Source organism: Anaerotalea alkaliphila, assembly GCF_010179735.1.
Taxonomy (GTDB): Bacteria; Bacillota; Clostridia; order Lachnospirales; family Vallitaleaceae; genus Anaerotalea; species Anaerotalea alkaliphila.
On the sequence record NZ_JAAEEH010000010.1, the window covers coordinates 1 to 21,798 of the forward strand.

Sequence of the window (21,798 nt, forward strand, 5' to 3'; positions counted from 1 at the left end):
TACCTTTCTGATAGCGGCCACCTCGATGTATTGTATTTTGTCGCATGAGGTTCATTGTACACCATGACCGGAAGTGGGACATAATCATTTGCGTTACAATAGGACATTATCATATGTGAATCAGAAGGAATGCAAGGGGCGGGAAAGTAAGTGTTGAAAATATGGGATAATATGTTAAAATAAGTAGGATGCACCCCTTGTGGGCAATGGCCTGCGGGATGCGAATGATGGGATTGGGCTCGATTCTGACAAGGATGGAGCTTTTTTAAGGGAAGGGGATTCACTACCCCTTCGCCGCGAGAATGCCTGCAGGGCATGCGTTTAAATAGGAAAGGAGCTTCCTGATTGATGAAAGACATGTTGGAGTTGATACAGAAAAACGCCTTGGACAGGATCCGGGAGGCGGAAGACCTGAAGGGGTTGGATGAGGTCCGCGTGGCCTTTTTAGGTAAAAAGGGGGAAATGACAAACGTACTGAAGGGGATGAAGGATGTCTCCCCGGAGGACAGACCCCTGGTGGGGAAACTGGTAAATGACGTGCGGGAAGCCATTGAAGGCGCATTGGAGGAGAGAAAGGGCATGCTGGGCAAGGCGCAGATGGAACAGCGGCTTGCGTCCGAATCCATCGATGTTACCATGCCCTCCAACCGGAAGAAGTTGGGTCATCGCCACCCCATGCACATCGTGCTGGACGACATCAAGAACATCTTCATCGGCATGGGATACGAAATCGCCGAGGGACCGGAAATCGAAAAGGACTACTACAATTTCGAGGCATTGAATATTCCGGAGAACCATCCTGCAAAAGACGAGCAGGACACCTTCTACATCAGCAAGGAGATGGTGCTCCGCACCCAGACTTCTCCTGTCCAAGTGCGGACCATGGAGAAGAAGAAGCCGCCGATCCGGGTCATCGCCCCGGGCAGGGTCTACAGAAGCGACGAGGTGGACGCCACCCATTCGCCTGTGTTCCATCAGATTGAAGGGCTGGTTGTGGACAAGGGAATCACCATGGCAAACCTGAAGGGCGCTTTGGAAGAGTTCGTGAAGGAGCTTTACGGAGAGAGGGTCAAAGTCAAGTTCAGACCCCACCATTTCCCCTTCACGGAGCCCAGCGCCGAGGTGGATGTCTCCTGCGTCATGTGCGGAGGAGAGGGGTGCCGTGTCTGCAAGGGGACGGGTTGGATTGAAATCCTGGGTTGCGGCATGGTCCATCCCAAAGTCCTGGCCATGAGCGGCATCGATCCGGAGGAATACAGCGGATTCGCCTTCGGCATGGGTCTGGAACGGATCACCATGTTGCGGTATGGAATCGAGGACCTGCGTCTGTTCTATGAAAACGACGTCCGGTTCTTGCGGCAGTTTTAGAAAGAGAGGAACAGATCAGATGCATGTGCCAATGAATTGGTTGAAGGAATATGTGCCCTTGGAGAACGACCTGGTGTCCTACATGGACGGGATGACCATGTCCGGAACCAAAGTGGAAGGATGCAAGAAGCTGGGAGAGGACATCCAGAAGGTTGTGGTGGGAAAAATCCTGTCCATCGAGCCCCACGAAGATGCGGACAAGCTGGTGGTCACCCAAGTGGACGTGGGGACAGAGGTACTCCAGATTGTGACCGGTGCCACGAACATCCAGGTGGGAGACCATGTCCCCGTGGCCTTGGCGGGAGCCAAGCTTGCGGAGGGGCTGGAAATCAAGAAAGGGAAGCTTCGCGGAGTGGAGTCCAACGGAATGATGTGTTCCGTGGAAGAACTTGGCCTCACCAGGGAGGACTTCCCGGACGCGCCCGAGCACGGGATTTATATCCTGGAGCCGGACTACGCCCTGGGGTCGGATGCCAAACCCGTTTTTGCCCTGGACGAAGTGGTCGTGGAATATGAAGTCACCTCCAACCGTCCGGACTGCTTCAGCATCCTCGGCATCGCCAGGGAAGCGGCGGCGACTTTCGGACTTCCCTTCAACCCCCCGTCCCCGGCCTTTGAAGTCATCCCGAAGGCGGAAGAGGACACGGTGGAGGTTGAAATCCAGGAGCCGGCCCTTTGTGCCCGGTTCATGGGCAGGATCGTCCGGAACGTGCAGGTGGGTCCTTCCCCCAAATGGCTCCAGCGGAAGCTGGTGTCGGCAGGTTTGCGCCCCATCAACAACGTGGTGGACATCACCAACTTCGTGATGCTGGAAATGGGACAGCCCATGCACGCCTATGACCTGGACAAGCTGGAGGGCGGACGGATATGTGTCCGCAAAGCCGGGGTCGGGGAAAAGATCCTTTGTCTGGACGGAGCGGAACGCGCGCTGGATGATGGGATGCTGGTCATCGCCGATGCCGCAAAGCCGGTGGGGATTGCCGGCATCATCGGAGGGGAGGACACGAAGGTGACGGAGACGACGACGAGCATCCTGTTCGAGGCGGCGAACTTCGACGGCACGAATGTGCGGATGTCCTCCAAGCGCCTGGGTCTCCGGACGGACGCCTCCACCAAATTCGAAAAATACCTGGACCCCAACAATGTGGCGGCCGCCATCGGAAGAGCCTGCGAGCTGATCACCATGCTGGGAGCCGGTCAGGTGGTCGACCTGGAGCTGGACAATTACCCGATCAAGCGTTTTCCGGTTGAAATCGCCTATGCGCCCCAATGGATCAACGGGTTGCTTGGGACGGACATCCCGGAAGAGGAGATGGTCCGGTATTTCGAAGCGGTCGGATGCCAAGTGGACCGGAAGGCCAGGAAGGTGACCGCGCCCACGTTCCGTCCAGACCTGGAGGGGGAGGCGGACCTTGCGGAGGAAGTGGCCAGATTCTACGGCTACGACAGGATCCCTGTGACTTTGGCTGCCGGAACCCCCACGGTGGGGAAAAAGAACTTCAAGCAGAAGATCGAGGACCTGGCGCGCCTGGTCATGGAGGACTGCGGACTCTCCGAGGCGATGACCTATTCCTTCGAGAGTCCCAAAGCCATGGACAAGCTGCTGCTGGATCCGGAAGACGACCTGCGGAGTGCTGTGAGGATCATCAATCCCTTGGGGGAGGACTTCAGCGTCATGCGGACGACGCCGATGAACGGCATGCTGGGAAGCTTGGCGACCAACTACAACCGGAGGAACGAACAGGCTTGGCTGTATGAAATCGCTTCCATATATATCCCCAAGAGCCAACCGGTCCGGGAACTTCCCGACGAACAGCAGAAACTGACCATTGGCATGTATGGGGAATGCACCTTCTATGACGCCAAGGGCGTTCTGGAGACTTTGCTGGACCGTTTGGGCATGCTGGAGGAAACGAGCTTCGAATTGGAGAAGACACTGCATTTCCTTCATCCTGGCCGGCGGGCGGAAGTCTTCTATAGGAACAAGAGCATCGGTTATGTGGGTGAGGTCCATCCCCAGGTGGCAGACGCCTATGGAATCGGCGAACGCCCCTATGTGGGTGTGCTGGACATGAAGGCCCTGGTCCGCGGAGCGGACCTGGAGCACAAGTACACCCCCGTGCCCAAGTATCCGGCGGTGAACAGGGATCTGGCGCTGCTGGCGAAAGATGAGGTGCTTGTGGGCCAGATCGAGAAGCTGATCCGGCAGAAGAGCGGTAAGATGCTGGAAAGCCTGGTGCTGTTTGACGTCTACAAGGGCAAGCAGATTCAGGAAGGATGCAAGTCCATCGCCTATTCCCTGACTTTCCGGGCGGCCGACAGGACCCTGGGAGAAAAGGAGATCAGCAAGACGGTGTCCAAAATCCTGGAGGGACTGGAAGAAGAGCTTGGTGTGACCATCCGACAATAAGGAGCCTGGCAGTGGATAGAAAGAGATGGATGATGATGGTGGGGGTTGTGCTGCTTGCGGTGCTGCTCCTTTGGGGAAGCGTGTCCGCTCGGGCCTACAGCACCGAAGGGAAGACGATCCGGATCGGTCTGGGGGCTTATGACGGCATCCGGGAATTCCGCTTGGGGAACACCCGGCTTGTGGCGGGGGCAAAGGAAGGGGGAGTCCTCCGGGAGGTCCTGGACGTGGAGTCCCCCTCCGGGTTCCGCATTTCCGCTCCGGTCCAGGAGGACCGGGTGTTGTCGCAAGTCTCCTATCCGAACCTGGCGGCGCTTGAAGCGGAATGTGCGGCCCTGGAGGAACTGGGGCTGGTGCCGCAGGTGTTCCTTGAAAGCGCGGGTACCTTTCGGATCCGCTTGGAAACCCTTCCAGGAGAGGAAGCGGCGGATTACGGATTCGAGCCGTTTCCGGAGCTCGCGGAAGGGATCCTGCTGGAACGGGAGGGCGGAAGGCCCCTGGTGTTCGGCGGCGCCGTCCTGGAACCGGTGTTTTGGACCCTGGACGGGGAGGGGGGCGTGCCGCTCCTGCAGCTGGGGAACCGCAAATACCGCGGCACCCTGGAAGTCCTCCGGTCCGGAGCGAACCTGACGGTGGTGAACGTATTGGACCTGGAGGAATACCTGTATTCCGTGCTCCCATCGGAAATGCCCGCATCCTGGCCGCTGGAGGCACTGAAGGCCCAGGCGGTGGCGGCCAGAAATTATGCGGTCTACTATACGGAAGTGGCAAGAAAGTATCCCACGAGGCCCTTCGACCTGGACGACTCCACCACCAGCCAGGTGTACCTGGGATACGGCAACGAACATCCCAATGCCCGAAGGGCGGTGGATGAAACCATGAACAAGCTCCTGTACTATGAGAATGCGGTGATCATCGCAAATTACTTCAGCAGCAGCGGGGGGCATACGGAGCACAGCGAGAATGTGTGGTCCGCTTCCGTTCCCTACCTGCGTGGAGTTCCTGACCTGTACGACCTCTACACCCTCCGCAACCCGTGGACCGTGACCCTGACCTATGGGCAAATCCGGGAGGCTTTGGCCAAAAGGGATGTGGATGTGGGCGCCGTCCTGGACGTCCAGGTGGACGGAGTGTCGGATGCGGGGAGGGCGATGCAGCTGAAAGTCATCGGCGAGAAGGACAGCCATATCCTGTCAAAAGAAACCATGCGGATCTGGCTGGGACTTGACAGCAGGAAATTCACCATCGTCAAGCCGGAAGACGAACCCCGGAGCCACTATGCGGTGGTCCGGGGAAATGGGGAGACGCAGATTGTGGCCCAAGCGGACATCCATATCCAAAGGGCGTCCGGCAGTCCGGTTCCTTTGGATGGGGACAGGGGACAACTGGTGGTGGTGGGAGCCACCAATATCAGGAACTACCCCCTGATGGAGGGTGGGGCCGAAACGGTCACCTTTGCTGGCCTTGGCTATGGGCATGGCGTCGGATTGAGCCAGTCGGGAGCCAGGGGAATGGCCCTGGAAGGCCATCCTTATGATGAGATTCTGGCATATTATTTCACGGGCACCCAGGTGCGGTAAGCCTGGGACGCCCCCGGCGGTTCATCCGGATGTGCGCATCCGGTACTGCTTGGGGGTGATGCCCGTGAATTTTTTGAATATGGTTGTAAAATAGTTCTGGTTGCTGTAACCCACGGCCAATGCAACCTCCAGGATGGTGGCGTTGGTCCGTTGGAGGAGGTACTTGCTCTCCTTCACCCGGATGAGGTTCACATAGTCGGCAAAGGCCATATGCATTTCCCTTTTGAAAAGGGAGGAAAAGTAGTTGGAAGAGAGTTCCACATGCTCGGCCACATCCTCCAGCCTTATGGTTTCGGACAGGTGGCTGTGCACATAGCGGGAAGCCTTCTTGATGACACTCACATGGTTGACGCTGGTGGCCATGAAGACCCCTCCGGAAAAACGGGCGATGGACTTGGAAAGGATGGGGGGCAAATCTTCCAGGGTGGAGGCTTCCTCCAGTTGGGTGAAGCAATGGTCCTCCAGGAGGTAGGCGGCTTCGGGCTCCAATCCCCCTTCCATGGCGGCGCGGGAAAAAAGGCTGCAGACCGCGCAAGCTTGGCTGCGGGCCTTGCCCAGCTGTTCGGGCAGGAACTGGGTAAGGAAGTAAGGGCGCAGATGCTCCTGGAACAGGTGCAACGCCCGGTCCGTATCTCCTGTGCTGATTTTGGTCAGGATAAGCCGCTCGCTTTCGTAAGGATAGGGAGCGGGAGAGAGGGGGAATGTCGGCAGGTCATGGAGTGCATGTTCGTGGCGTTCCACCGTCTTTGAAATCCAAGGGGCCAGGAAAAGCCTTTCCAGCAGACGGTACAGCGCCAGATGGCGCTGTTTGTCCTGGGGGAAGGGGCCAAGGACGAGGGATCCCCAGAAGGTCTGGGCATTGGAAAAGAGCAGCAGAAGATAAGCCGGCCCCTGTGTGCGGTAGGTGAAAATACCGTTGCCTTCCCTGCGCCAGGCCTCTTCCATGAAATGGAAAAGTTCCTCTGCGGCCGGTTCCTCTTCGAAGGCGGCGGGAGGATCGGGAGACAAGTGAAGCAAGGGTTCGTGATGGCTGCCATAAACCCGTATGGGGAGCCCCAGGGCGTAGCTGGCGATATGGGCCAGGCCTTCGACCGTATCCAGATCCAGAAATCCGTTGGTGATCAGGTGTGTGATGGAATGCATAGGTTCCCTCCTCTTCGGCCGTCGGGTTGTATCCTTATCCACAGTTTATAATAAAAAATACCCAATGTACATACAAAACATAAATTAGTTTTGTGTAAAATGGCAAACCAAAGTAAGGAGTTCGTATGCAAATAAAGGAATTTTCTTTTGACCTGCCGTCGGAGCTGATCGCCCAGGAACCATTGGCCAACCGCTCGGATTCCAGGCTGATGGTCCTGGACCATGGCAACCGGAAATTGGAGCACAAAAGGTTTACGGACATCGTGGATTATCTGGAGCCGGGAGACTGCCTGGTGGTAAACAACACCAAGGTGCTGCCTGCAAGACTCCTGGGGGAGCGTCCCCATACCCATGGAAAGGTGGAGATTCTCCTATTGCAGCGGCTGGATGCCGACCGTTGGGAGGTCCTGGCGAAACCAGGCAAGAAAGCCAGGGAAGGGGACCGGGTGCTTTTTGGAGGAGGTTTGCTGGAGGCGGTCGTGGAGGAAGTGAAGGAAGACGGAAACAGGATCGTGCGGTTTTCCTATGAGGGGATTTTCGAGCAGGTGCTTGACAGGCTGGGGGAAATGCCCCTGCCCCCCTATATCCAAAAGCGGCTGGAGGACAAGGAGCGGTACCAGACCGTCTATGCGAAGCATGAGGGCTCCGCCGCCGCCCCCACCGCAGGCCTGCATTTCACCAGGGAGCTGCTGGAAGAAGTCGAGGCGAAAGGCGTGGAGGTGGCCCATGTGACGCTGCATGTGGGGCTTGGGACATTCCGTCCGGTCAAGGTCCAGAATGTGCTGGAGCACGAAATGCATGCGGAGATGTACCGGGTGGACCAGGAAGCGGCGGACAAGATCAACCGTTGCAAGCGCCAGGGACACCGGTTGGTGGCGGTGGGGACCACAAGCGCCAGGACGTTGGAATCCGTGGCGGACAAGGACGGCCTGGTGGAGGCGAAGTCCGGATGGACGGACATTTTCATCTATCCCGGCTACCGTTTCAAGACGGTGGATGCGCTCGTCACCAACTTCCATCTTCCGGAATCCAGCCTGATGCTGCTGGTCAGCGCCTTGGCCGGGAGGGATTTCATCATGGAGGCATACCAGGAAGCCATCCGCCAGCGGTACAGGTTCTTCAGTTTCGGGGACGCCATGTTGATCCATGATTTCGAAAGGAAGGCTGCAACCTCCGCCTGCGCACAGGGGGAGGATTGATGGGGGTGGGATTCTTGAAAGGATGGAAGGCCGGCCTTCTTCGGGAGGCGGCTGAATATGGAAAGATAATTCTGGTCGCACTGGTTGCCACCAACATCATCAACGTCTCCCTGTTCACGCTGTCCCAGGTCCGACAGAGTTCCATGGAGACCACGCTCATGGAAGGGGACCAGCTGGTGGTGGAGAAGATTTCCTATACCTTCGGGAAGCCCCAGGCGGGAGACATCGTCGTTTTCATCAAGGACGGGCAAGTCAAGGACGACCTGCTTTCCCGGCTCTTCCGGTTGTATGGGGACATGCGGGACAAATTCAGCGGACAGGAAGGCAGGGTTCGGCTGGTGAAAAGGATTGTGGCCGAACCGGGCGACCTGCTGGATGTGAAGGAGGGGCAAGTTTATGTGAATGGGGAGGTTCTGGAGGAGCCCTACACCCAGGATGTGACCTGGCCGGGAAAGGTGGAGTATCCCTACAAGGTGCCGGCGGGAACGTATTTTGCCATGGGGGACAACAGGGATGTGAGTCTGGACAGCAGGGATTTCGGTTCCGTGCCGGAGGATAACATCGAGGGAAGGGTCATATTCCGGATCTTCCCCTTCGAGAATGCCGGAAGGGTCCGATAAGGACCGGAAAGGAAGATGAGGATGCCTACAAACAAGAAGATCGGCTATGCCGTTGCCGCCGCCTATGCCGTGGTTGCGGCGCTGTTCCTGCTGCTTGCGGACAAACTACCGGCAGGGGGGGATCCCTGGTGGCTGGGGCTGTTCGGTTTGGTGCAGGCAGCCGTTGCGGCGCTCCTGGTCCGGCGCCATGTGCGGGAACGCCCCCGGGTCGTGAACAGGCTGCAAAAGAACAACCAGCTGCTGCTGCTGCAGGTGTTCGGCTTTGGAATCCTGTACCTGGTCCTTATGCGTCTTGTCTATGGGGGGCTGGATTCCGGAAGCCGACAGATGGGGATGGACACGCTTCTGCTTCCGGTAGTGCTTGCGGACTGCCTGCTGATGGAGCTTCGAAGGCTTGGTGTCCTGGGAGGGAGGAGGAATAGGGCGGGGAAATGGTCCACCCTTGTGGCAAAGCGCCATGGATATGTGGTGGGCCTTTGGACCATCGGAGTGCTTTGGGGGGCGCCCGCCCTAGGGTCGGCCCCGACGGTCCTGGGCTTCGTCTATGGAACCTTCCTGCTGGTGCAAATGGCGCTGACCTACACAACCCTCCATTTCAGCAAATATTTGAACGTATGGTTCGAAGTGGTCGTCTTGCTGCATCTGGCCGGGACGGCTGCCGGCGTGGGGGGCGCTGTGGGCACGGCGGCCGCAGCGGCGGTCACCCTGGCTTACCTGCTCTACCGGGTGAAGGGTCTGGGGTGGGGAGCGAGGACTTCCTGGATCCTAGGAGGAATCTGGACGGGACTGTTTGCTGTTGGCATTGCGTTTCTTGCCTTGACCGGGGAAGGGATGCCGTTTCCGATGCCGTTGGCATGGGTGCAGGGAGGTGTGGCGGCCTTTGCCCTGCTCTGGTGGCTTGGCTTCAAACTGGAGAAAGGAATCCGTTGACGGGGGAACCCGCCTGTGCTAAACTTAACACCGTGAGTAAACCAGACGGTCGCAGCTGCCGCAACAGGCGGCAGTCTGAGGAAAGTCCGAGCTCCATAGGGCAGGGTGCCAGATAACGTCTGGTGGAGGCGACTCCAAGGAAAGTGCAACAGAAATAAACCGCCCGGGCTTTCGGGCCTGCGGCAAGGGTGGAAAGGCGGGGTAAGAGCCCACCGCCCCTTTGGCGACAAGGGGGGCAACTGTAAACCCCATCCGGAGCAAGACCGTACAGAAGGCCATACGGCTGCCCGTCGTGCCTTCGGGTAGGTCGCTTGAACTTGCCGGTGACGGCAAGGCTAGATAGATGACCGTCTTCAACAGAACTCGGCTTATCGGTTTGCTCACATCAAACAAAATGCAGCGCCAGGGAGGAAGGTTTCCCTGGCGTTTTTGGTTAAAATATCATTAATTTACACTGAACATCCATATAAAAGAGGGGGAGGCATGCTATACTGGTATGGGGAGCTGAAATCCGCAAAGGAAAGAGCGAGGAGGCGTGGCTATGGCACAAAGAAGAGTTTTGGGATTGGTGGTTTTGTTTTTCGGAATCCTGTTCCTGTTGGACCAGCTGGGCATGGGGGTCGACCTTGGGCGGTTGATTGCCGGCTACTGGCCGTTGCTTCTGGTTGCGGTGGGCATCATCCAGCTGGCTGGCGGATCCGGCTTCCGGCTCAGCGGCATTCTATTGCTGGGTGCGGGCATACTGCTCCAGCTGGAGAAGGCGGGGGTCCTGGCGCTTTCCGTAAGAATCTGGGAACTTGTCCTTCCAGTTGCGGTGATCCTGTTGGGGGTGCATATGCTCCTGCCCCGGGCAAAAGGGGTCCGGGTTCGGTCGGAGGATTTTGTGAACCAGATGGCCCTTTTTTCCGGAGTTGAAGTCAAGAACGCCTCCCGGAACTTCCAAGGGGCGGACCTCCTGGTCCTCTTCGGAGGGATGGAACTGGACCTGCGCGGTGGGGCCATCGGTGCGGAGAGGCCGGCCAAAATCCAGGCTTTTGTGGGATTTGGGGGTGCGGACATCCTTGTTCCCGAAGGCTGGAAGGTGCGCGTTTCCGGATTGCCCCTATTCGGGGGTTGGAGCAACAAGACGGACCCTTCCGGTAAGGAGGGGGATGCGGACCTGGTGGTGCAGCTGATCGTCCTCTTCGGTGGTTGCGAAGTGAAGAACAAAATATAGGTGATGGAGTTGATGAGATTGAAGTGTGCAATGTGCAGGAAAAATACGGCTGTGGTCTTCGTGACCAAATATAGGGAAGGAAAGCAGACGAGGGAGGGGATTTGCCTTCCCTGCGCGCAAAAACACGGTGTGGCACCCATGGAGCAACTTCTGGGGCAGACGGGCCTCACGCAGGAGGACATGGAGAACATCAACGCGCAGATGATGGAGATTCTGGGGGATCCGGGCATGCGGGAGCAGATGGCCGGCATGGTGGAGCAGTTCATGGGCTCCATGCCCGAGATGTTTGGCGACCCCGGCAGCACCGGGGAGCCGCAGGGGCTGGAGGAAGGATTCCGGGACTCCGGACCGGAGGAGGAAGGGGAGCCGGGCCGGGGGAGCGCCAGGACCAGGACGAAGGAGAGGCAGGAGCGCCGGAAAAGGAAGAATCTGGATGCTTTTGGCATCAACCTGACGGACAAAGCCAGGGACAACCAGGTGGACAGGATTGTGGGAAGGCACCGGGAAATCGACCGGGTGATCCAGATCCTGAACCGCCGCCAGAAGAACAATCCGGTTCTGATCGGAGAGCCGGGGGTCGGGAAGACCGCCATCGCAGAAGGCCTGGCTGTGCGGATCGTCCAGAAGCAGGTTCCTGTGAAGCTCCAGCAGACGGACGTATACCTGCTGGACCTGACCGCGGTGGTGGCGGGCACCCAATTCCGGGGACAGTTCGAAGCCAGGATGAAGGCCATCCTGGACGAGGCCAAGGCGGACGGGAAGGTCCTGCTGGTCATCGATGAAATCCACAACATCGCAGGTGCCGGTGAAGCGGACAATGGAGCCATGAATGCCGCGAACATCCTGAAGCCGGCCTTGGCCAGAGGGGAAGTCCAGGTGGTGGGCGCAACAACCCTGGAGGAGTACCGGAAACACATCGAGAAGGACTCCGCTCTGGAGCGGAGGTTCCAGCCCGTCCTGGTGGAGGAACCCTCCATCCAGGAGAGCATCGAAATCATCCGCGGAATCCGGGATTATTATGAAGACTTCCACAAGGTGCGGATTCCGGATTCCGTCATCGAGTCCGCCGTGGTTCTGTCGGAACGGTACATTCAAGACCGCTTCCTGCCGGACAAGGCCATCGACGTAATCGACGAGGCAGGATCCAGGGCCAATCTTCTGAACATGGGTCTGGTGGAGCTGGAGGCCCTTCGGGCCCAGCTGGACAGGATTGTGGAGGAGAAGGAAGAGGCCGCGGACATGGACCATTATGAAAGGGCTGCGGAATGCAGGATAGAGGAGCTGCGTCTGGAGGACAAGATTGGAGACCTGGAGGAAAGGTGCACCCATGTGGAGATCACCCAGGAGGACGTCGCCTATGTGATCGAGGCGTGGACCCGGATTCCGGTAGGGACCGTAGGGGAAGAGGAAGCCACAAAGCTCATGTCCCTGGAACGGCGCCTGCATCGGCGGATCGTCGGCCAGGAGGAGGCTGTCCGGAAGCTTTCCAAAGCCATCCGGCGGAACCGTTCGGGCTTCAAGAAAAAGCGCAAGCCCTCCTCCTTCATCTTCGTCGGCCCCACAGGCGTTGGCAAGACGGAATTGGCCAAGGCTGTTGCGGAAGAGCTTTTCGGAGACGAGGAGGCTTTGATCCGCTTCGACATGTCCGAATTCATGGAGAAGCATACCGTTTCCAAACTGATTGGAGCCCCTCCCGGTTATGTGGGCTACGAACAGGCGGGGCAGCTTACGGAAAAGGTAAGAAGGAAACCCTATTCCGTGCTTCTGCTGGATGAGATCGAAAAGGCCCACGGGGATGTGTTCAACCTGCTTCTCCAGATCCTGGAAGACGGCAGGCTGACGGACAGCCAAGGGCGCAGGGTGAATTTCGAAAACACGGTCCTCATCATGACCTCCAATGCGGGGACGGACAACAAGGGGACTGTCCTGGGATTTGCGGCCCAGGAGCAGAAGGCCCTCCAGGACAAGAGCCTGGACGCCTTGAAACAGTTCTTCCGGCCCGAATTCCTGAACAGGGTCGACGAGGTTGTGGTGTTCGAGCCGATGACCAGGGAGATGCTGGTGGAGATCCTGGAGCTGATGGTCCGGGAAGTGGTCGTGTCAGCCAGGGAGAAGGGGATCAAACTGGAGTTGTCCCAGGAAATCAAGGAGCTGGTCCTTGCCAAAGGTTGGGATCCCAAATACGGGGCCAGGCCCCTGCGCAGGACCATCCAACGCCTGGTGGAGGACGAGGTCGCCGAAGCCTATCTGACCGGCAAGGTGCGGGAAGGGCAGGCGGTGCTGGTGGGCGCGGAGGACGGACAGGTCGTCCTGTCCATCCGGCCATCCTAGAATGAAATGTGGCCAAAATGCAATTTTTTGTAAGAAATCATGCATTTTTGGGTGCTGTTTTACACAATAAAAAGACAGTGAAAATCAATTGACATAAAAATTCAATACGCTTTATAAACAAAAAGGCCCGTTAAATGGGTCTTTTTTTGTTTATAAAGACATGGCAACATGTACAAAACACATAAAAGATATGCAACATGCACAAATAAAAGGAAAAAAGGTTGACCGTTTTTAAAATATCGAATATAATTACAGGAGTCTTGCAAAGACCGACCTAACAGTAAAAAACGGGGTTTTAAAAAACAAAATGCAGGATAAATGGCAACGAAAGCCCCAATCAAAGGGTTCGCAGGCGGAGGAAACATCCGGTCCAACCAGGGACAAACAGCACCGCCGGCGGAGTATGAAAGGAGCAACAAAATGTTACGGATAAAAAGAAGCTTGCGATACGTAGGCTGGGCATTCCTCCTGGCCTTCGCCTGGGCCTTGCTGGTCGCAGGCAGCGACACCGCAGGAGCCCAGACGCAGGAAAATGTCCAGGCACCTCCCGCGGTGCAGATGGAAGCGTCCCCTCTTAGGGAAGACGACCTGATGGAACCTGCGGAAACGGAAGAACGGATATTCACCACCGCTGGGGATACCCAGGAAGCGGCACCTGCAGAGGCGGCCGCAACAGAAACACCCACGACAGAAACACCTGCACCGGCGCCGGCCGCACCGGCACCGTCCACTTCCACTTCCCAAGTCCTTTCCAAGAAAGATTATGACGCCCTCGTCAAAATCGTCCAGGCCGAGGCACCGGATGAAGATGAAATAGGCAAGATCATGGTAGCCAATGTCATCATGAACCGCGTGGCAAGCCCCAATTTTCCCAACAACGCCTATGATGTGATCCACCAGGTGACTGGTGGAGCAGTCCAATTTTCCCCCATCGCGGACGGAGCCTATGCAAAGGCGAAGCCCACCAAGAGCACCATTGCGGCGGTCGACAAGGCCCTTGCGGGAGTCGACCACTCCAAGGGAGCCCTTTATTTTGTTGCCTACTGGGTGCTGCGGGACAATCCAGGCAACTGGTTCGAAAGGGCCTTGACCCGCGTCGAAGACCATGGATGCCACGTGTTCTTCAAGTAGCGTGTATGCAAAAAGCATTTGTCTAGTACGGGCGGATATGGTATAATATCACCGGTAAACCGCCAGTTTCACGGCTGATGCACATTGTAAAGGAAGGTCGAAAAATGCAACAGGTATTTTACAATAGTACAAGAGGTATGGAGGAAAAAGTCACCGCATCTTATGCCATCACCCAAGGGCTGGCAAAGGATGGGGGGCTTTTTGTACCTGACCATATACCTGCGCTGGAGCAATCCATGGAAGCGCTGGGGGACATGACCTATCAGGAAGTGGCCTATGAAGTTTTGAAGCGGTTTTTCACCGACTTCACGGAAGAGGAATTGAAGCGTTGCATCCAGGGGGCCTACGACGGGAAGTTTGACCACAAGGAAATCGCCCCCCTGGTCAAAGTGGGGGACCTCCACTATCTGGAATTGTTCCATGGAGCCACCATCGCCTTCAAGGACATGGCGCTGTCCATCCTCCCCTATCTGATGATGACGGCCGCGAAGAAGCAGGCCATCGAAGACGAGATTGTCATACTCGCCGCCACTTCCGGGGATACCGGAAAGGCCGCCTTGGCTGGATTTGCGGATGTGGAGGGAACAAGGATCGTCGTCTTCTATCCGAAGGACGGGGTCAGTCCCATACAGAAGCAGCAGATGGTCACCCAGCAGGGGGAGAACACCTATGTGGTGGGGATCGAGGGGAATTTCGATGACGCCCAGAACGGGGTGAAGCGGATCTTTGCGGATGAGGCTTTCGCCGCCCGCATGAAGGCGAACCACAAGCAGTTCAGCTCCGCCAATTCCATCAACATCGGCAGGCTGGTGCCCCAGGTGGCCTACTATGTCTACGCCTATTCCAGGCTGGTCAAGGCAGGGGAGGTCAGGAGCGGCGAGGCGGTCAACTTCGCCGTGCCCACCGGAAATTTCGGGAACATCCTGGCCGCCTACTATGCGAAGCAGATGGGCGTTCCGGTGGGGAAACTGGTCTGCGCCTCCAACGACAACAAGGTGCTCTACGATTTCCTGCGGACGGGGGTCTACGACAGGCGCCGGGAGTTCATGCTGACCATTTCCCCTTCCATGGACATCCTGATTTCCAGCAATCTGGAGCGGCTGCTCTATGAGATTGCCGGCCAGGACCCGGGGGAGACCAAAAGGCTGATGGAAGACCTCCAGAGCCAGGGGTATTATGAGATTACCCCGGCCATGAAAGGGAAGCTCCAGGATTTCTTCGGAGCCTTCGCCGACGAGGCCCAGACAAAAGCCGCCATCGCCCAGGTGTTCGAGGGGGAGGGATACCTCCTGGATCCCCATACGGCGGTCGCCTACCATGCCTGCAGACGATACCAGGAAGAGACGGGTGACAGGAGGACCATGGTGGTCGTGTCCACCGCAAGCCCCTATAAGTTCACCGCCAGCACGATGGAAGCCATCGGTCAGGAATATGCGGGCCAGGATGATTTCGAACTGGTGGAGTGCATGAACGAGCGCAGCGGCGTTCCAGTGCCTAAAGCGGTCACGGAAGTCCTGGAGTCTCCGGTGCGGCACAAGGACACATGCAAAAAAGAGGAGATGCCCCAGGTTGTGGCGGCTTTCCTTGGATTGGGAGAAGTGCAATGAAAAAGACGTTCGTGAACCATTTGGACCATATCCGTGAGACGGAGGAGCAGCTGGCCAAGGGAGCTTTCCTGACCGTGCAGGCGGACGGGATCCCCAACACCATGACCATATCCTGGGGCAGCGTGGGCCACATGTGGAACCGGCCCATCTTCACTGTCATGGTCCGTCCCCAGCGGAGGACCTTCGAACTCCTGGAAAAGGCGGGGCATTTCACCGTGAGCCTGCCTGTGGGACAGGGGATGGAGGAAGCTCTGGCCTATTGCGGAAGCAATTCCGGAAGGGACAGGAACAAATTCAAGGAATGCGACCTGCATCTGGAGGAGGGGGAGAAAGTGGATTCTCCTGTCATCTCCAACGCCAGGCTCCATTATGAGTGCCAGGTGGTCGCCAAGCATCCCCTGACGGAGGAAGGCCTGGATCCGGAACTGGTGGAGAAGTTCTATCCCCGCAAGGATTACCATATGATGTTTTATGGAAAAATCCTCAGTTGCTACCTGCTGGAAGAATAAGGTCCTTAAAGAAGAAGCGCGTGCCTCGGCACGCGCTTCTTCCGGATGAAAGGGGCCGACGAGCGAAAGGAGAGATACGATGGAAGAACGGATCAGGACTAGACAGGAGATGGAGGAAAAGGACACCTGGAGGCTGGAGGACATCTTTGAATGCGACCAGGCTTGGGAAGAGGCTTTCCAAGAGGTGGCCCGGAAATCGGACGGGATGAAAGCGTTGAAGGGGACCCTGGGGAAAGGGGCAAAAGCCATGGGTGCCGCACTGGAGGCCAGGGACATCCTCCTGGAGGAGTTCGAGCGGCTCCATGCCTACGCCCACATGCGTCTGGACCAGGATACGGCCAACGGTTTTTATCAGGGCATGGACCAGAGGGTCAAAGGACTGCAGTCCAAGGTCATGGCGGACACCGCCTTCCTCATTCCGGAAATCCTTGCGGTGCCGGAAGGGACCATGGCCGCTTGGGTGGAAGAGGAAAGCCTTGCGACTTACCGCCAGCATCTGGAGGAGATCCTGGAGGAAAAGCCCCATGTGCTGGACGAGGCGCGGGAATCCCTGCTGGCCCAGGCGGCGGAAGTCCTGCAGGGAAGCGGGCAGACCTTCGGGATGCTGAACAATGCGGACCTTAAGTTCCCCCCCATCACCGGGGAGGACGGACAGCCCACCCCGGTCACCCACAGCAGGTTCCTTCCCCTCCTGCAGAGCGGGAACCGGGAGGTCCGCAAGGCCGCCTATGCATCGGTCTGCGGGGTCTACGGACAGTTCAGGAACACCTTCGCCTCCCTCCTGGGGAACACCGTGAAGAAGCACGTGTTCACCGCCAGGATCCGAAACTTCCGTTCCGCCAGGGAAGCGGCCTTGTCGGCCAACCACATCCCAGAAACGGTCTACGACAACCTGGTGGCCACCATCCGCAGGAACCTGCCCCTGCTGCACCGTTACCTGCGGCTGCGGAAGCAGATGCTGGGTCTTGACACCTTGCACATGTACGACCTCCATGTACCGCTGGTGGGGGACGTGGAGATGGAAATCCCCTATGGGGAAGCCAAAGGCATCCTTCTGGACGCATTGGCGCCTTTGGGAAGGGACTACAACCGCATCCTGGCCCAGGGCCTTTCGGACCGGTGGGTGGACGTCTACGAGAACAGGGGTAAGCGCAGCGGGGCCTATTCCTCCGGCGCCTACGGGACACCCCCCTATATCCTGATGAACTACGAGGGGAACCTGAACAGCCTGTTCACCCTGGCCCATGAGGCGGGACACTCCATGCACAGCTGGTATTCCAGGAGGAGCCAGCCCTATGTCTACGGTGACTACTCCATCTTCGTGGCGGAGGTGGCATCCACCTGCAACGAATCCCTGCTGAACAGGCATCTGCTGTCCAAGACCCAGGACCAAAGGACGAAGCTGCATCTGCTCAACCATGTGCTGGAAGGCTTCCGCAACACGGTTTTCCGGCAGACGCTGTTCGCGGAGTTCGAGCATGCCATCCACAAGAAGGTGGAGGAAGGGGAAGGCCTGACCGCGGAGCTGCTTTCCTCCCTGTATCTGGATCTGAACCGGGACTATTACGGCCCGGAGGTGGAGCTGGACGACAGCATCGCCGTGGAATGGTCGAGGATTCCCCATTTCCACTACAATCACTACGTTTACCAGTACGCCACGGGATACAGCGCCGCCGCCGCACTGAGCAGGCAGATCCTGGGGGAGGGAAGACCGGCGGTCATCCGGTACCTGGACTTCCTGGCGGCGGGGCGCTCCCTGAAGCCCATCGACGCCCTGCGCAAGGCCGGCGTGGACATGGAGACGCCGGAGGCTGTGGAGGCCGCCTGCCGGGTATTCGAGGAAACCCTTCTGGAGATGGAAGCTCTGGCCGGCGTCCGGCGGGAGGGGTGACGGCATGCTGAGCTACAAGGGAATGACATCCTATGAACTGCAGGCGGTCCTGGATACCCGCCGGTGGGAGAGGGAACTCCTGCGGGAGCCCAGGACCAGGGAGTGGATCGCCAAAGGCATGCAGAACAGGTTCAACAGCATGGTTCCGGACAGGATCCACCGGGTCATCACCGAGGGGGTCAGGAACATGGTGGAGGCGGTCCTGACCGGTTCCCGCTACACCACCCCCCATCCGCTGGTGGGCATGGACCTGGAACGGAGGGAAAGGAAGGCCCGCCAGGTCCTGGAGCGCTACAAGACCGCGGCAGTGGTGGAGGGCTGGGGGACGGGATTTGGGGGAGTGGTCATGGGGATGGCCGACTTCCCCCTATTGCTTTCCATCAAGATCAAGTTCCTCTACGAAATGGCCGCGGCTTATGGCAGGGACTGCAAGGACCCCGGGGAACGGCTCTTCCTGCTCCACATCTTCCAGCTGGCCTTCTCCACAGGGGAAACCCGGCGCAGGCTTTTCCCCCTCCTGCGGCACTGGAACAGGCGCATGGAGGAGGCTTCCTCCCGGGACTTCGACTGGCGGCACTTCCAGCAGGAATACAGGGACTACCTGGACCTGCCAAAGCTGATCCAGATGGTCCCCGTGGTGGGGGCGGTGGCGGGAGCCTATGTGAACAACAGGCTGCTGGGACAGTTGGGGGAGTACGCCATCCACTGCTACCGGCTGCGCTGGATGGAAGAGAGGGAAGAGGAACGGGAATAGCATCCGGCTGCTCTTCCCGTTTTTCTTTTCCAGGTCCTAGCGGGCTTGTCAGCCAGCGTGACAAAAAGTTGAGGAATCCGGCTGCACTGGTGTACAATGGCGGAAAAGGAGGAAGGCGGAATACTTTGCCGGCCGTTGTACGGACAAGGACCAGCGCTTTTCCTTGAGGAACGCATTGGAACAGGCTGGGGAGCTTCCGGGAGGCAGGGACCTGGCAGTGGCCATCCATGACTGGTTTCTGGACAAGGATGGAAGGAACGCTAGAAAAGTGGCCAGGAAGCCTACCGTGTCATTGACAACGCGCAAAGGCAAGGGGTTCCATTGCCGGCAATCTATGAGCAGGTCCTTGCCAGGACCATGCATGAGGTGGGCGAACTCTGGCACAGGAATATCCTGACGGTGGATAAGGAACATTATGCTACATCGGTCACCCAGACGGTCATGTCTCGTTTTTACGATGAAATCTTCTCCCAGCCCCGCAAGCAGCTGACCCTCCTGTCCTGCTCCGTTGGGAGCGAACTCCATGAGATGGGCGTGCGGATGCTATCCGACCTGTTCGAATACCAAGGATGGGACACTTACTACATGGGCGCCTCGGTGCCGGATGCGGCCATACTGAATGCCATCCGGGAACGGAAACCTGACCTTGTGGCCCTTTCGGTGACCATGCCCCCTTACCTGCCTGTCTGTGAACAGCTGGTGCGGAATCTCCGGTCCGAATACCCTGAGCTGAAGATTGCAGTCGGCGGGCAGGCGTTCCGCACCACTCAGGCACTATGGGAAAAGTGGCCCATCGACCACTATGCTTCTTCCGCAAGTGCCCTGATCCAGTGGGCGTCCTCCACCTTTGGGTGAAATCTGTTTTTTAAGGAGTCTGCCATGTGCCATACAATTACATCTTTTCTGATCCAATGTGACAGCCAGGGAAGAATCCTGCACCGGTTTTGGTATGAACCGGCATATCTGTTGTCCCCCTATCAGACAAATCTTAGGGACCTATTCGTGGAGGAAGAGCAGATTGTGTTGGAGACAATGCTGTTGGATGCGATAAAAGAGCAGAAAAAAGTATTTTGGAGACAGCCCCTGCGCCTCCAGGCTTCTGCATCGGAAATTTCCGCCTGTTTCCTGGCATCTGGACAGACGGTCCTAGTCTATGGGGCGGATTTTTTCGGTCTGGACTCGGCACTCGTCCAGAAGGAATTGGTGGGCAATTTCATGCGGATAGTCAGTCCTCCAAAACCAGGCTCTCCCTCAGAAGGCCATCAGATGGTCCGTACCCAGTTCGAGCAGATCCAGAAATTGAACAACGAATTGCTCAATACCCAGCGGCAGCTGAAAAAGGCCAATGCGCAGCTTAACCAGCTGAATCGCGACCTGAACAGCCGTTTGGTGAAGGATCCTCTAACCGCCAAGGCAAGAATGCTTGCCGGCGCTTTGAACCCAAACCCTATCTGGAAAGGAACCGATGACCGATGAAGCCCTTCTCCCAAAACAAGCTGCTGGCCCTTTCAGGCATGGCCGTGTGCCTTTCTCTCCTTAGCCTGCTTCTCTTCCGGGGAACCACAAGCCTTCTTTCAGCGGGCGCGATTCCTGTCCTTTTGGCCCTATTCCTGTACCGGCATCCTGTCCGGTCGTTCCTGGCCACAGCGACGGCCCTGCTAGTCGCCACCGTCTTCTTCTTCACCACCCAGTCCCTGTTTGTCCTGGGTTATGTTTTGCTGGGCAGCCTGCTGCGCCTCTTCCTGTACCGATTCCGTGCCGGCAATGGGATAAGAGGTGGATTCGCAGCCTATGTGCTCGCTGTGTCAGGTGTGCTATATCTGGCCATCCGGCTGACCGAGTGGGCGTTCCGGGTCCCCCTGCACCAGATGATGCTGACCATTTCCAATGGACGTTGGCAGGTCTACGGACTGGTCATACTGTTGGAGGGCTTATTGGTGGGTCTGTTTCATAGGGTGCTCTTGACAAGCATGGCAGCTCGGCTGCACCCGGAGCAAGTCTGAGCATCTGCCCTGATGCTGCATGTGCCATTCGGCAAAAATACGCTAAAATCTATAGGTTTTACAAAAAAAGCAGAAAACACTAAGCAGACTAGCAGTTGTATGCTGATATGCTTAATGTTTTCTGCTTAATGTCATTATGTTGCCGGCAATGAGGATTCCTTTCCCAGCCCTAGATCCGTTCCGGATGGAACTGGGCCGGATTCACGTGGACGATCACGTCGTCGATATGGTCGAATTCCATCAGGCGGTGCTTGATGTCGTCCGCCACCAGGTGGCCCTCGTAGACCGTCATGTTCCCGTCCAGGGAAATCTTGACGATCAACAGGAAGTTCAGCCCCACAGGTTTGGAGACGATGGAATCCACATGGTCCACCTTGGGGTCGACCAGGATCGACTCGTAGATTTCCTTCTTCACCTTCTCGTCGATGTTTGTGTCCATCAGCACCTCGTAGGCGCTGGAAAAGATCTTGACGCCGGTGAAGGCGATCCACAGGGAGATCCCCATGCCCACCACGCCGTCCACCACATAGATTTCGAAGTATCCGGTCACGATGCTCAGCAGGGTGAACAGGGTGATGAACACGTCGTTGCGGTGGTCCTCGGCGTTGGCCAGGGCCAGGAGGCTGCTGTAGTGGAGGCCCACCTTGTGGGAGTACAGGAAGAGGAGGATCTTGACCAGGATGGTGCCCAAAGCCACCGCCACCAGTCCATAGGAAAAGAGGAAGGTATCCCGGTTCAGGATGCTGTCCAGGGAGTTGCGGAGGATGCCGAAGGAGACCAGCAGCAGGGAGAAGCTGATGATCATGGAAAAGACGTACTCCGCCTTGCCGTGGCCGTAGGGGTGGTCCTCGTCGTGGGGTTTGCCCGCAATCCGGTTCCCGATCAAGGTCATGAGGGAGGAGAACACGTCTCCGGCGCTGTTCAGTCCGTCCCCGATCATGGCCTGGCTTCCGCTGGAGAGTCCCACCACCAGTTTGGAGACCAGCAGCAGGATGTTCCCCAAGATGCCCAGGACACCCACCCGGTGGATCATTTTGTTCCGTTCTTCTATGTGTTTGTGCATGATTTGCCCCTTTCTCATGGAACCATTATAGACGAAGGCGGCGGAA

18 protein-coding genes and 1 other RNA gene are annotated in these 21,798 nt (G+C 57.6%); 17 read left to right on the forward strand and 2 right to left on the reverse strand.

From position 1 onward, the window contains the following. The first annotated feature begins 348 nt into the window (after positions 1–348). Genes pheS through GXN74_RS04945 form a run of 3 tightly spaced genes read left to right on the forward strand, consistent with a single transcriptional unit; the run spans position 349 to position 5,355 of the window. A complete protein-coding gene (gene pheS, locus GXN74_RS04935) occupies positions 349–1,368 on the forward strand; it encodes a phenylalanine--tRNA ligase subunit alpha (protein ID WP_162369822.1) in 1,020 nt (339 codons plus the stop codon). Positions 1,369–1,387: 19 nt separating this feature from the next. Next, positions 1,388–3,778, forward strand: a complete 2,391-nt coding sequence (pheT, locus tag GXN74_RS04940) for a phenylalanine--tRNA ligase subunit beta (protein WP_162369823.1) — start codon at positions 1,388–1,390, stop codon at positions 3,776–3,778. 11 nt (positions 3,779–3,789) lie between these two features. Then, complete coding sequence (locus GXN74_RS04945; protein ID WP_162369824.1) at positions 3,790–5,355, forward strand: SpoIID/LytB domain-containing protein; 1,566 nt, start codon at positions 3,790–3,792, stop codon at positions 5,353–5,355. 21 nt (positions 5,356–5,376) lie between these two features. Here GXN74_RS04945 and GXN74_RS04950 read toward each other — a convergent pair whose 3' ends face one another. Continuing rightward, a complete protein-coding gene (locus GXN74_RS04950) occupies positions 5,377–6,498 on the reverse strand; it encodes a helix-turn-helix transcriptional regulator (RefSeq protein ID WP_162369825.1) in 1,122 nt (373 codons plus the stop codon). A 125-nt stretch (positions 6,499–6,623) separates the two neighbouring features. Here GXN74_RS04950 and queA point away from each other — a divergent pair, with 125 nt between their 5' ends. The 14 genes from queA (at position 6,624) to GXN74_RS05020 (ending at position 20,689) form a co-directional block, all read left to right on the forward strand. After that, positions 6,624–7,697, forward strand: coding sequence for a tRNA preQ1(34) S-adenosylmethionine ribosyltransferase-isomerase QueA (queA, locus tag GXN74_RS04955; RefSeq protein ID WP_162369826.1), 1,074 nt, complete (start codon positions 6,624–6,626; stop codon positions 7,695–7,697). After that, the gene (gene lepB / locus GXN74_RS04960) at positions 7,697–8,317 is read left to right on the forward strand and encodes a signal peptidase I (protein ID WP_162369827.1); all 621 of its coding nucleotides are present in this window, start codon (positions 7,697–7,699) and stop codon (positions 8,315–8,317) included. Before queA ends, lepB begins: the two co-directional genes overlap by 1 nt. A 21-nt stretch (positions 8,318–8,338) precedes the next feature. Beyond that, a complete protein-coding gene (locus GXN74_RS04965) occupies positions 8,339–9,247 on the forward strand; it encodes a hypothetical protein (protein WP_162369828.1) in 909 nt (302 codons plus the stop codon). A gap of 33 nt (positions 9,248–9,280) precedes the next feature. Then, positions 9,281–9,634, forward strand: an RNA gene (gene rnpB, locus GXN74_RS04970) — RNase P RNA component class A. A 154-nt stretch (positions 9,635–9,788) separates the two neighbouring features. Further along, entirely contained in the window at positions 9,789–10,463 is a 675-nt protein-coding gene (locus GXN74_RS04975) for a LiaF transmembrane domain-containing protein (protein WP_162369829.1), read from the forward strand. Between the two features lie 12 nt (positions 10,464–10,475). Beyond that, on the forward strand, positions 10,476–12,794 hold the full coding sequence (locus tag GXN74_RS04980; protein ID WP_425481822.1) for an ATP-dependent Clp protease ATP-binding subunit: 2,319 nt from the start codon (positions 10,476–10,478) through the stop codon (positions 12,792–12,794). Positions 12,795–13,214: 420 nt separating this feature from the next. After that, entirely contained in the window at positions 13,215–13,925 is a 711-nt protein-coding gene (locus tag GXN74_RS04985) for a cell wall hydrolase (RefSeq protein WP_162369831.1), read from the forward strand. A 104-nt stretch (positions 13,926–14,029) separates the two neighbouring features. Beyond that, positions 14,030–15,532, forward strand: a complete 1,503-nt coding sequence (thrC, locus tag GXN74_RS04990; RefSeq protein ID WP_162369832.1) for a threonine synthase — start codon at positions 14,030–14,032, stop codon at positions 15,530–15,532. After that, positions 15,529–16,041 carry a flavin reductase family protein gene (locus GXN74_RS04995; protein ID WP_162369833.1) on the forward strand — a complete coding sequence of 171 codons (513 nt, stop codon included), beginning with the start codon at positions 15,529–15,531 and terminating at the stop codon, positions 16,039–16,041. The genes thrC and GXN74_RS04995 overlap by 4 nt, the downstream gene beginning before the upstream one ends. Positions 16,042–16,120: 79 nt before the next feature. Next, entirely contained in the window at positions 16,121–17,932 is a 1,812-nt protein-coding gene (gene pepF, locus GXN74_RS05000; RefSeq protein WP_162369834.1) for an oligoendopeptidase F, read from the forward strand. Positions 17,933–17,936: 4 nt separating this feature from the next. Beyond that, positions 17,937–18,686, forward strand: coding sequence for an EcsC family protein (locus tag GXN74_RS05005; protein WP_162369835.1), 750 nt, complete (start codon positions 17,937–17,939; stop codon positions 18,684–18,686). Positions 18,687–18,977: 291 nt separating this feature from the next. Further along, positions 18,978–19,541 (forward strand): cobalamin B12-binding domain-containing protein, encoded by a 564-nt coding sequence (locus GXN74_RS05010; RefSeq protein WP_425481823.1) that lies wholly within the window; start codon positions 18,978–18,980, stop codon positions 19,539–19,541. A 165-nt stretch (positions 19,542–19,706) separates the two neighbouring features. Further along, positions 19,707–20,162 carry a BAR domain-containing protein gene (locus GXN74_RS05015; RefSeq protein ID WP_162369836.1) on the forward strand — a complete coding sequence of 152 codons (456 nt, stop codon included), beginning with the start codon at positions 19,707–19,709 and terminating at the stop codon, positions 20,160–20,162. After that, positions 20,159–20,689, forward strand: a complete 531-nt coding sequence (locus tag GXN74_RS05020) for a hypothetical protein (RefSeq protein ID WP_162369837.1) — start codon at positions 20,159–20,161, stop codon at positions 20,687–20,689. Before GXN74_RS05015 ends, GXN74_RS05020 begins: the two co-directional genes overlap by 4 nt. Positions 20,690–20,858: 169 nt before the next feature. Here GXN74_RS05020 and GXN74_RS05025 read toward each other — a convergent pair whose 3' ends face one another. Beyond that, complete coding sequence (locus GXN74_RS05025; RefSeq protein ID WP_162369838.1) at positions 20,859–21,752, reverse strand: cation diffusion facilitator family transporter; 894 nt, start codon at positions 21,750–21,752, stop codon at positions 20,859–20,861. Positions 21,753–21,798 lie beyond the last annotated feature (46 nt).

Excerpts from the sequence above, each read along its gene's own strand:
- pheS (WP_162369822.1), top strand. The coding sequence starts at position 349 with ATGAAAGACATGTTGGAGTTGATACAGAAAAACGCCTTGGACAGGATC.
- pheT (WP_162369823.1), top strand. The coding sequence starts at position 1,388 with ATGCATGTGCCAATGAATTGGTTGAAGGAATATGTGCCCTTGGAGAAC.
- GXN74_RS04950 (WP_162369825.1), bottom strand. The coding sequence starts at position 6,498 with ATGCATTCCATCACACACCTGATCACCAACGGATTTCTGGATCTGGAT.
- queA (WP_162369826.1), top strand. The coding sequence starts at position 6,624 with ATGCAAATAAAGGAATTTTCTTTTGACCTGCCGTCGGAGCTGATCGCC.
- lepB (WP_162369827.1), top strand. The coding sequence starts at position 7,697 with ATGGGGGTGGGATTCTTGAAAGGATGGAAGGCCGGCCTTCTTCGGGAG.
- GXN74_RS04965 (WP_162369828.1), top strand. The coding sequence starts at position 8,339 with ATGCCTACAAACAAGAAGATCGGCTATGCCGTTGCCGCCGCCTATGCC.
- GXN74_RS04975 (WP_162369829.1), top strand. The coding sequence starts at position 9,789 with ATGGCACAAAGAAGAGTTTTGGGATTGGTGGTTTTGTTTTTCGGAATC.
- GXN74_RS04980 (WP_425481822.1), top strand. The coding sequence starts at position 10,476 with ATGAGATTGAAGTGTGCAATGTGCAGGAAAAATACGGCTGTGGTCTTC.
- GXN74_RS04985 (WP_162369831.1), top strand. The coding sequence starts at position 13,215 with ATGTTACGGATAAAAAGAAGCTTGCGATACGTAGGCTGGGCATTCCTC.
- thrC (WP_162369832.1), top strand. The coding sequence starts at position 14,030 with ATGCAACAGGTATTTTACAATAGTACAAGAGGTATGGAGGAAAAAGTC.
- GXN74_RS04995 (WP_162369833.1), top strand. The coding sequence starts at position 15,529 with ATGAAAAAGACGTTCGTGAACCATTTGGACCATATCCGTGAGACGGAG.
- pepF (WP_162369834.1), top strand. The coding sequence starts at position 16,121 with ATGGAAGAACGGATCAGGACTAGACAGGAGATGGAGGAAAAGGACACC.
- GXN74_RS05005 (WP_162369835.1), top strand. The coding sequence starts at position 17,937 with ATGCTGAGCTACAAGGGAATGACATCCTATGAACTGCAGGCGGTCCTG.
- GXN74_RS05020 (WP_162369837.1), top strand. The coding sequence starts at position 20,159 with ATGAAGCCCTTCTCCCAAAACAAGCTGCTGGCCCTTTCAGGCATGGCC.
- GXN74_RS05025 (WP_162369838.1), bottom strand. The coding sequence starts at position 21,752 with ATGCACAAACACATAGAAGAACGGAACAAAATGATCCACCGGGTGGGT.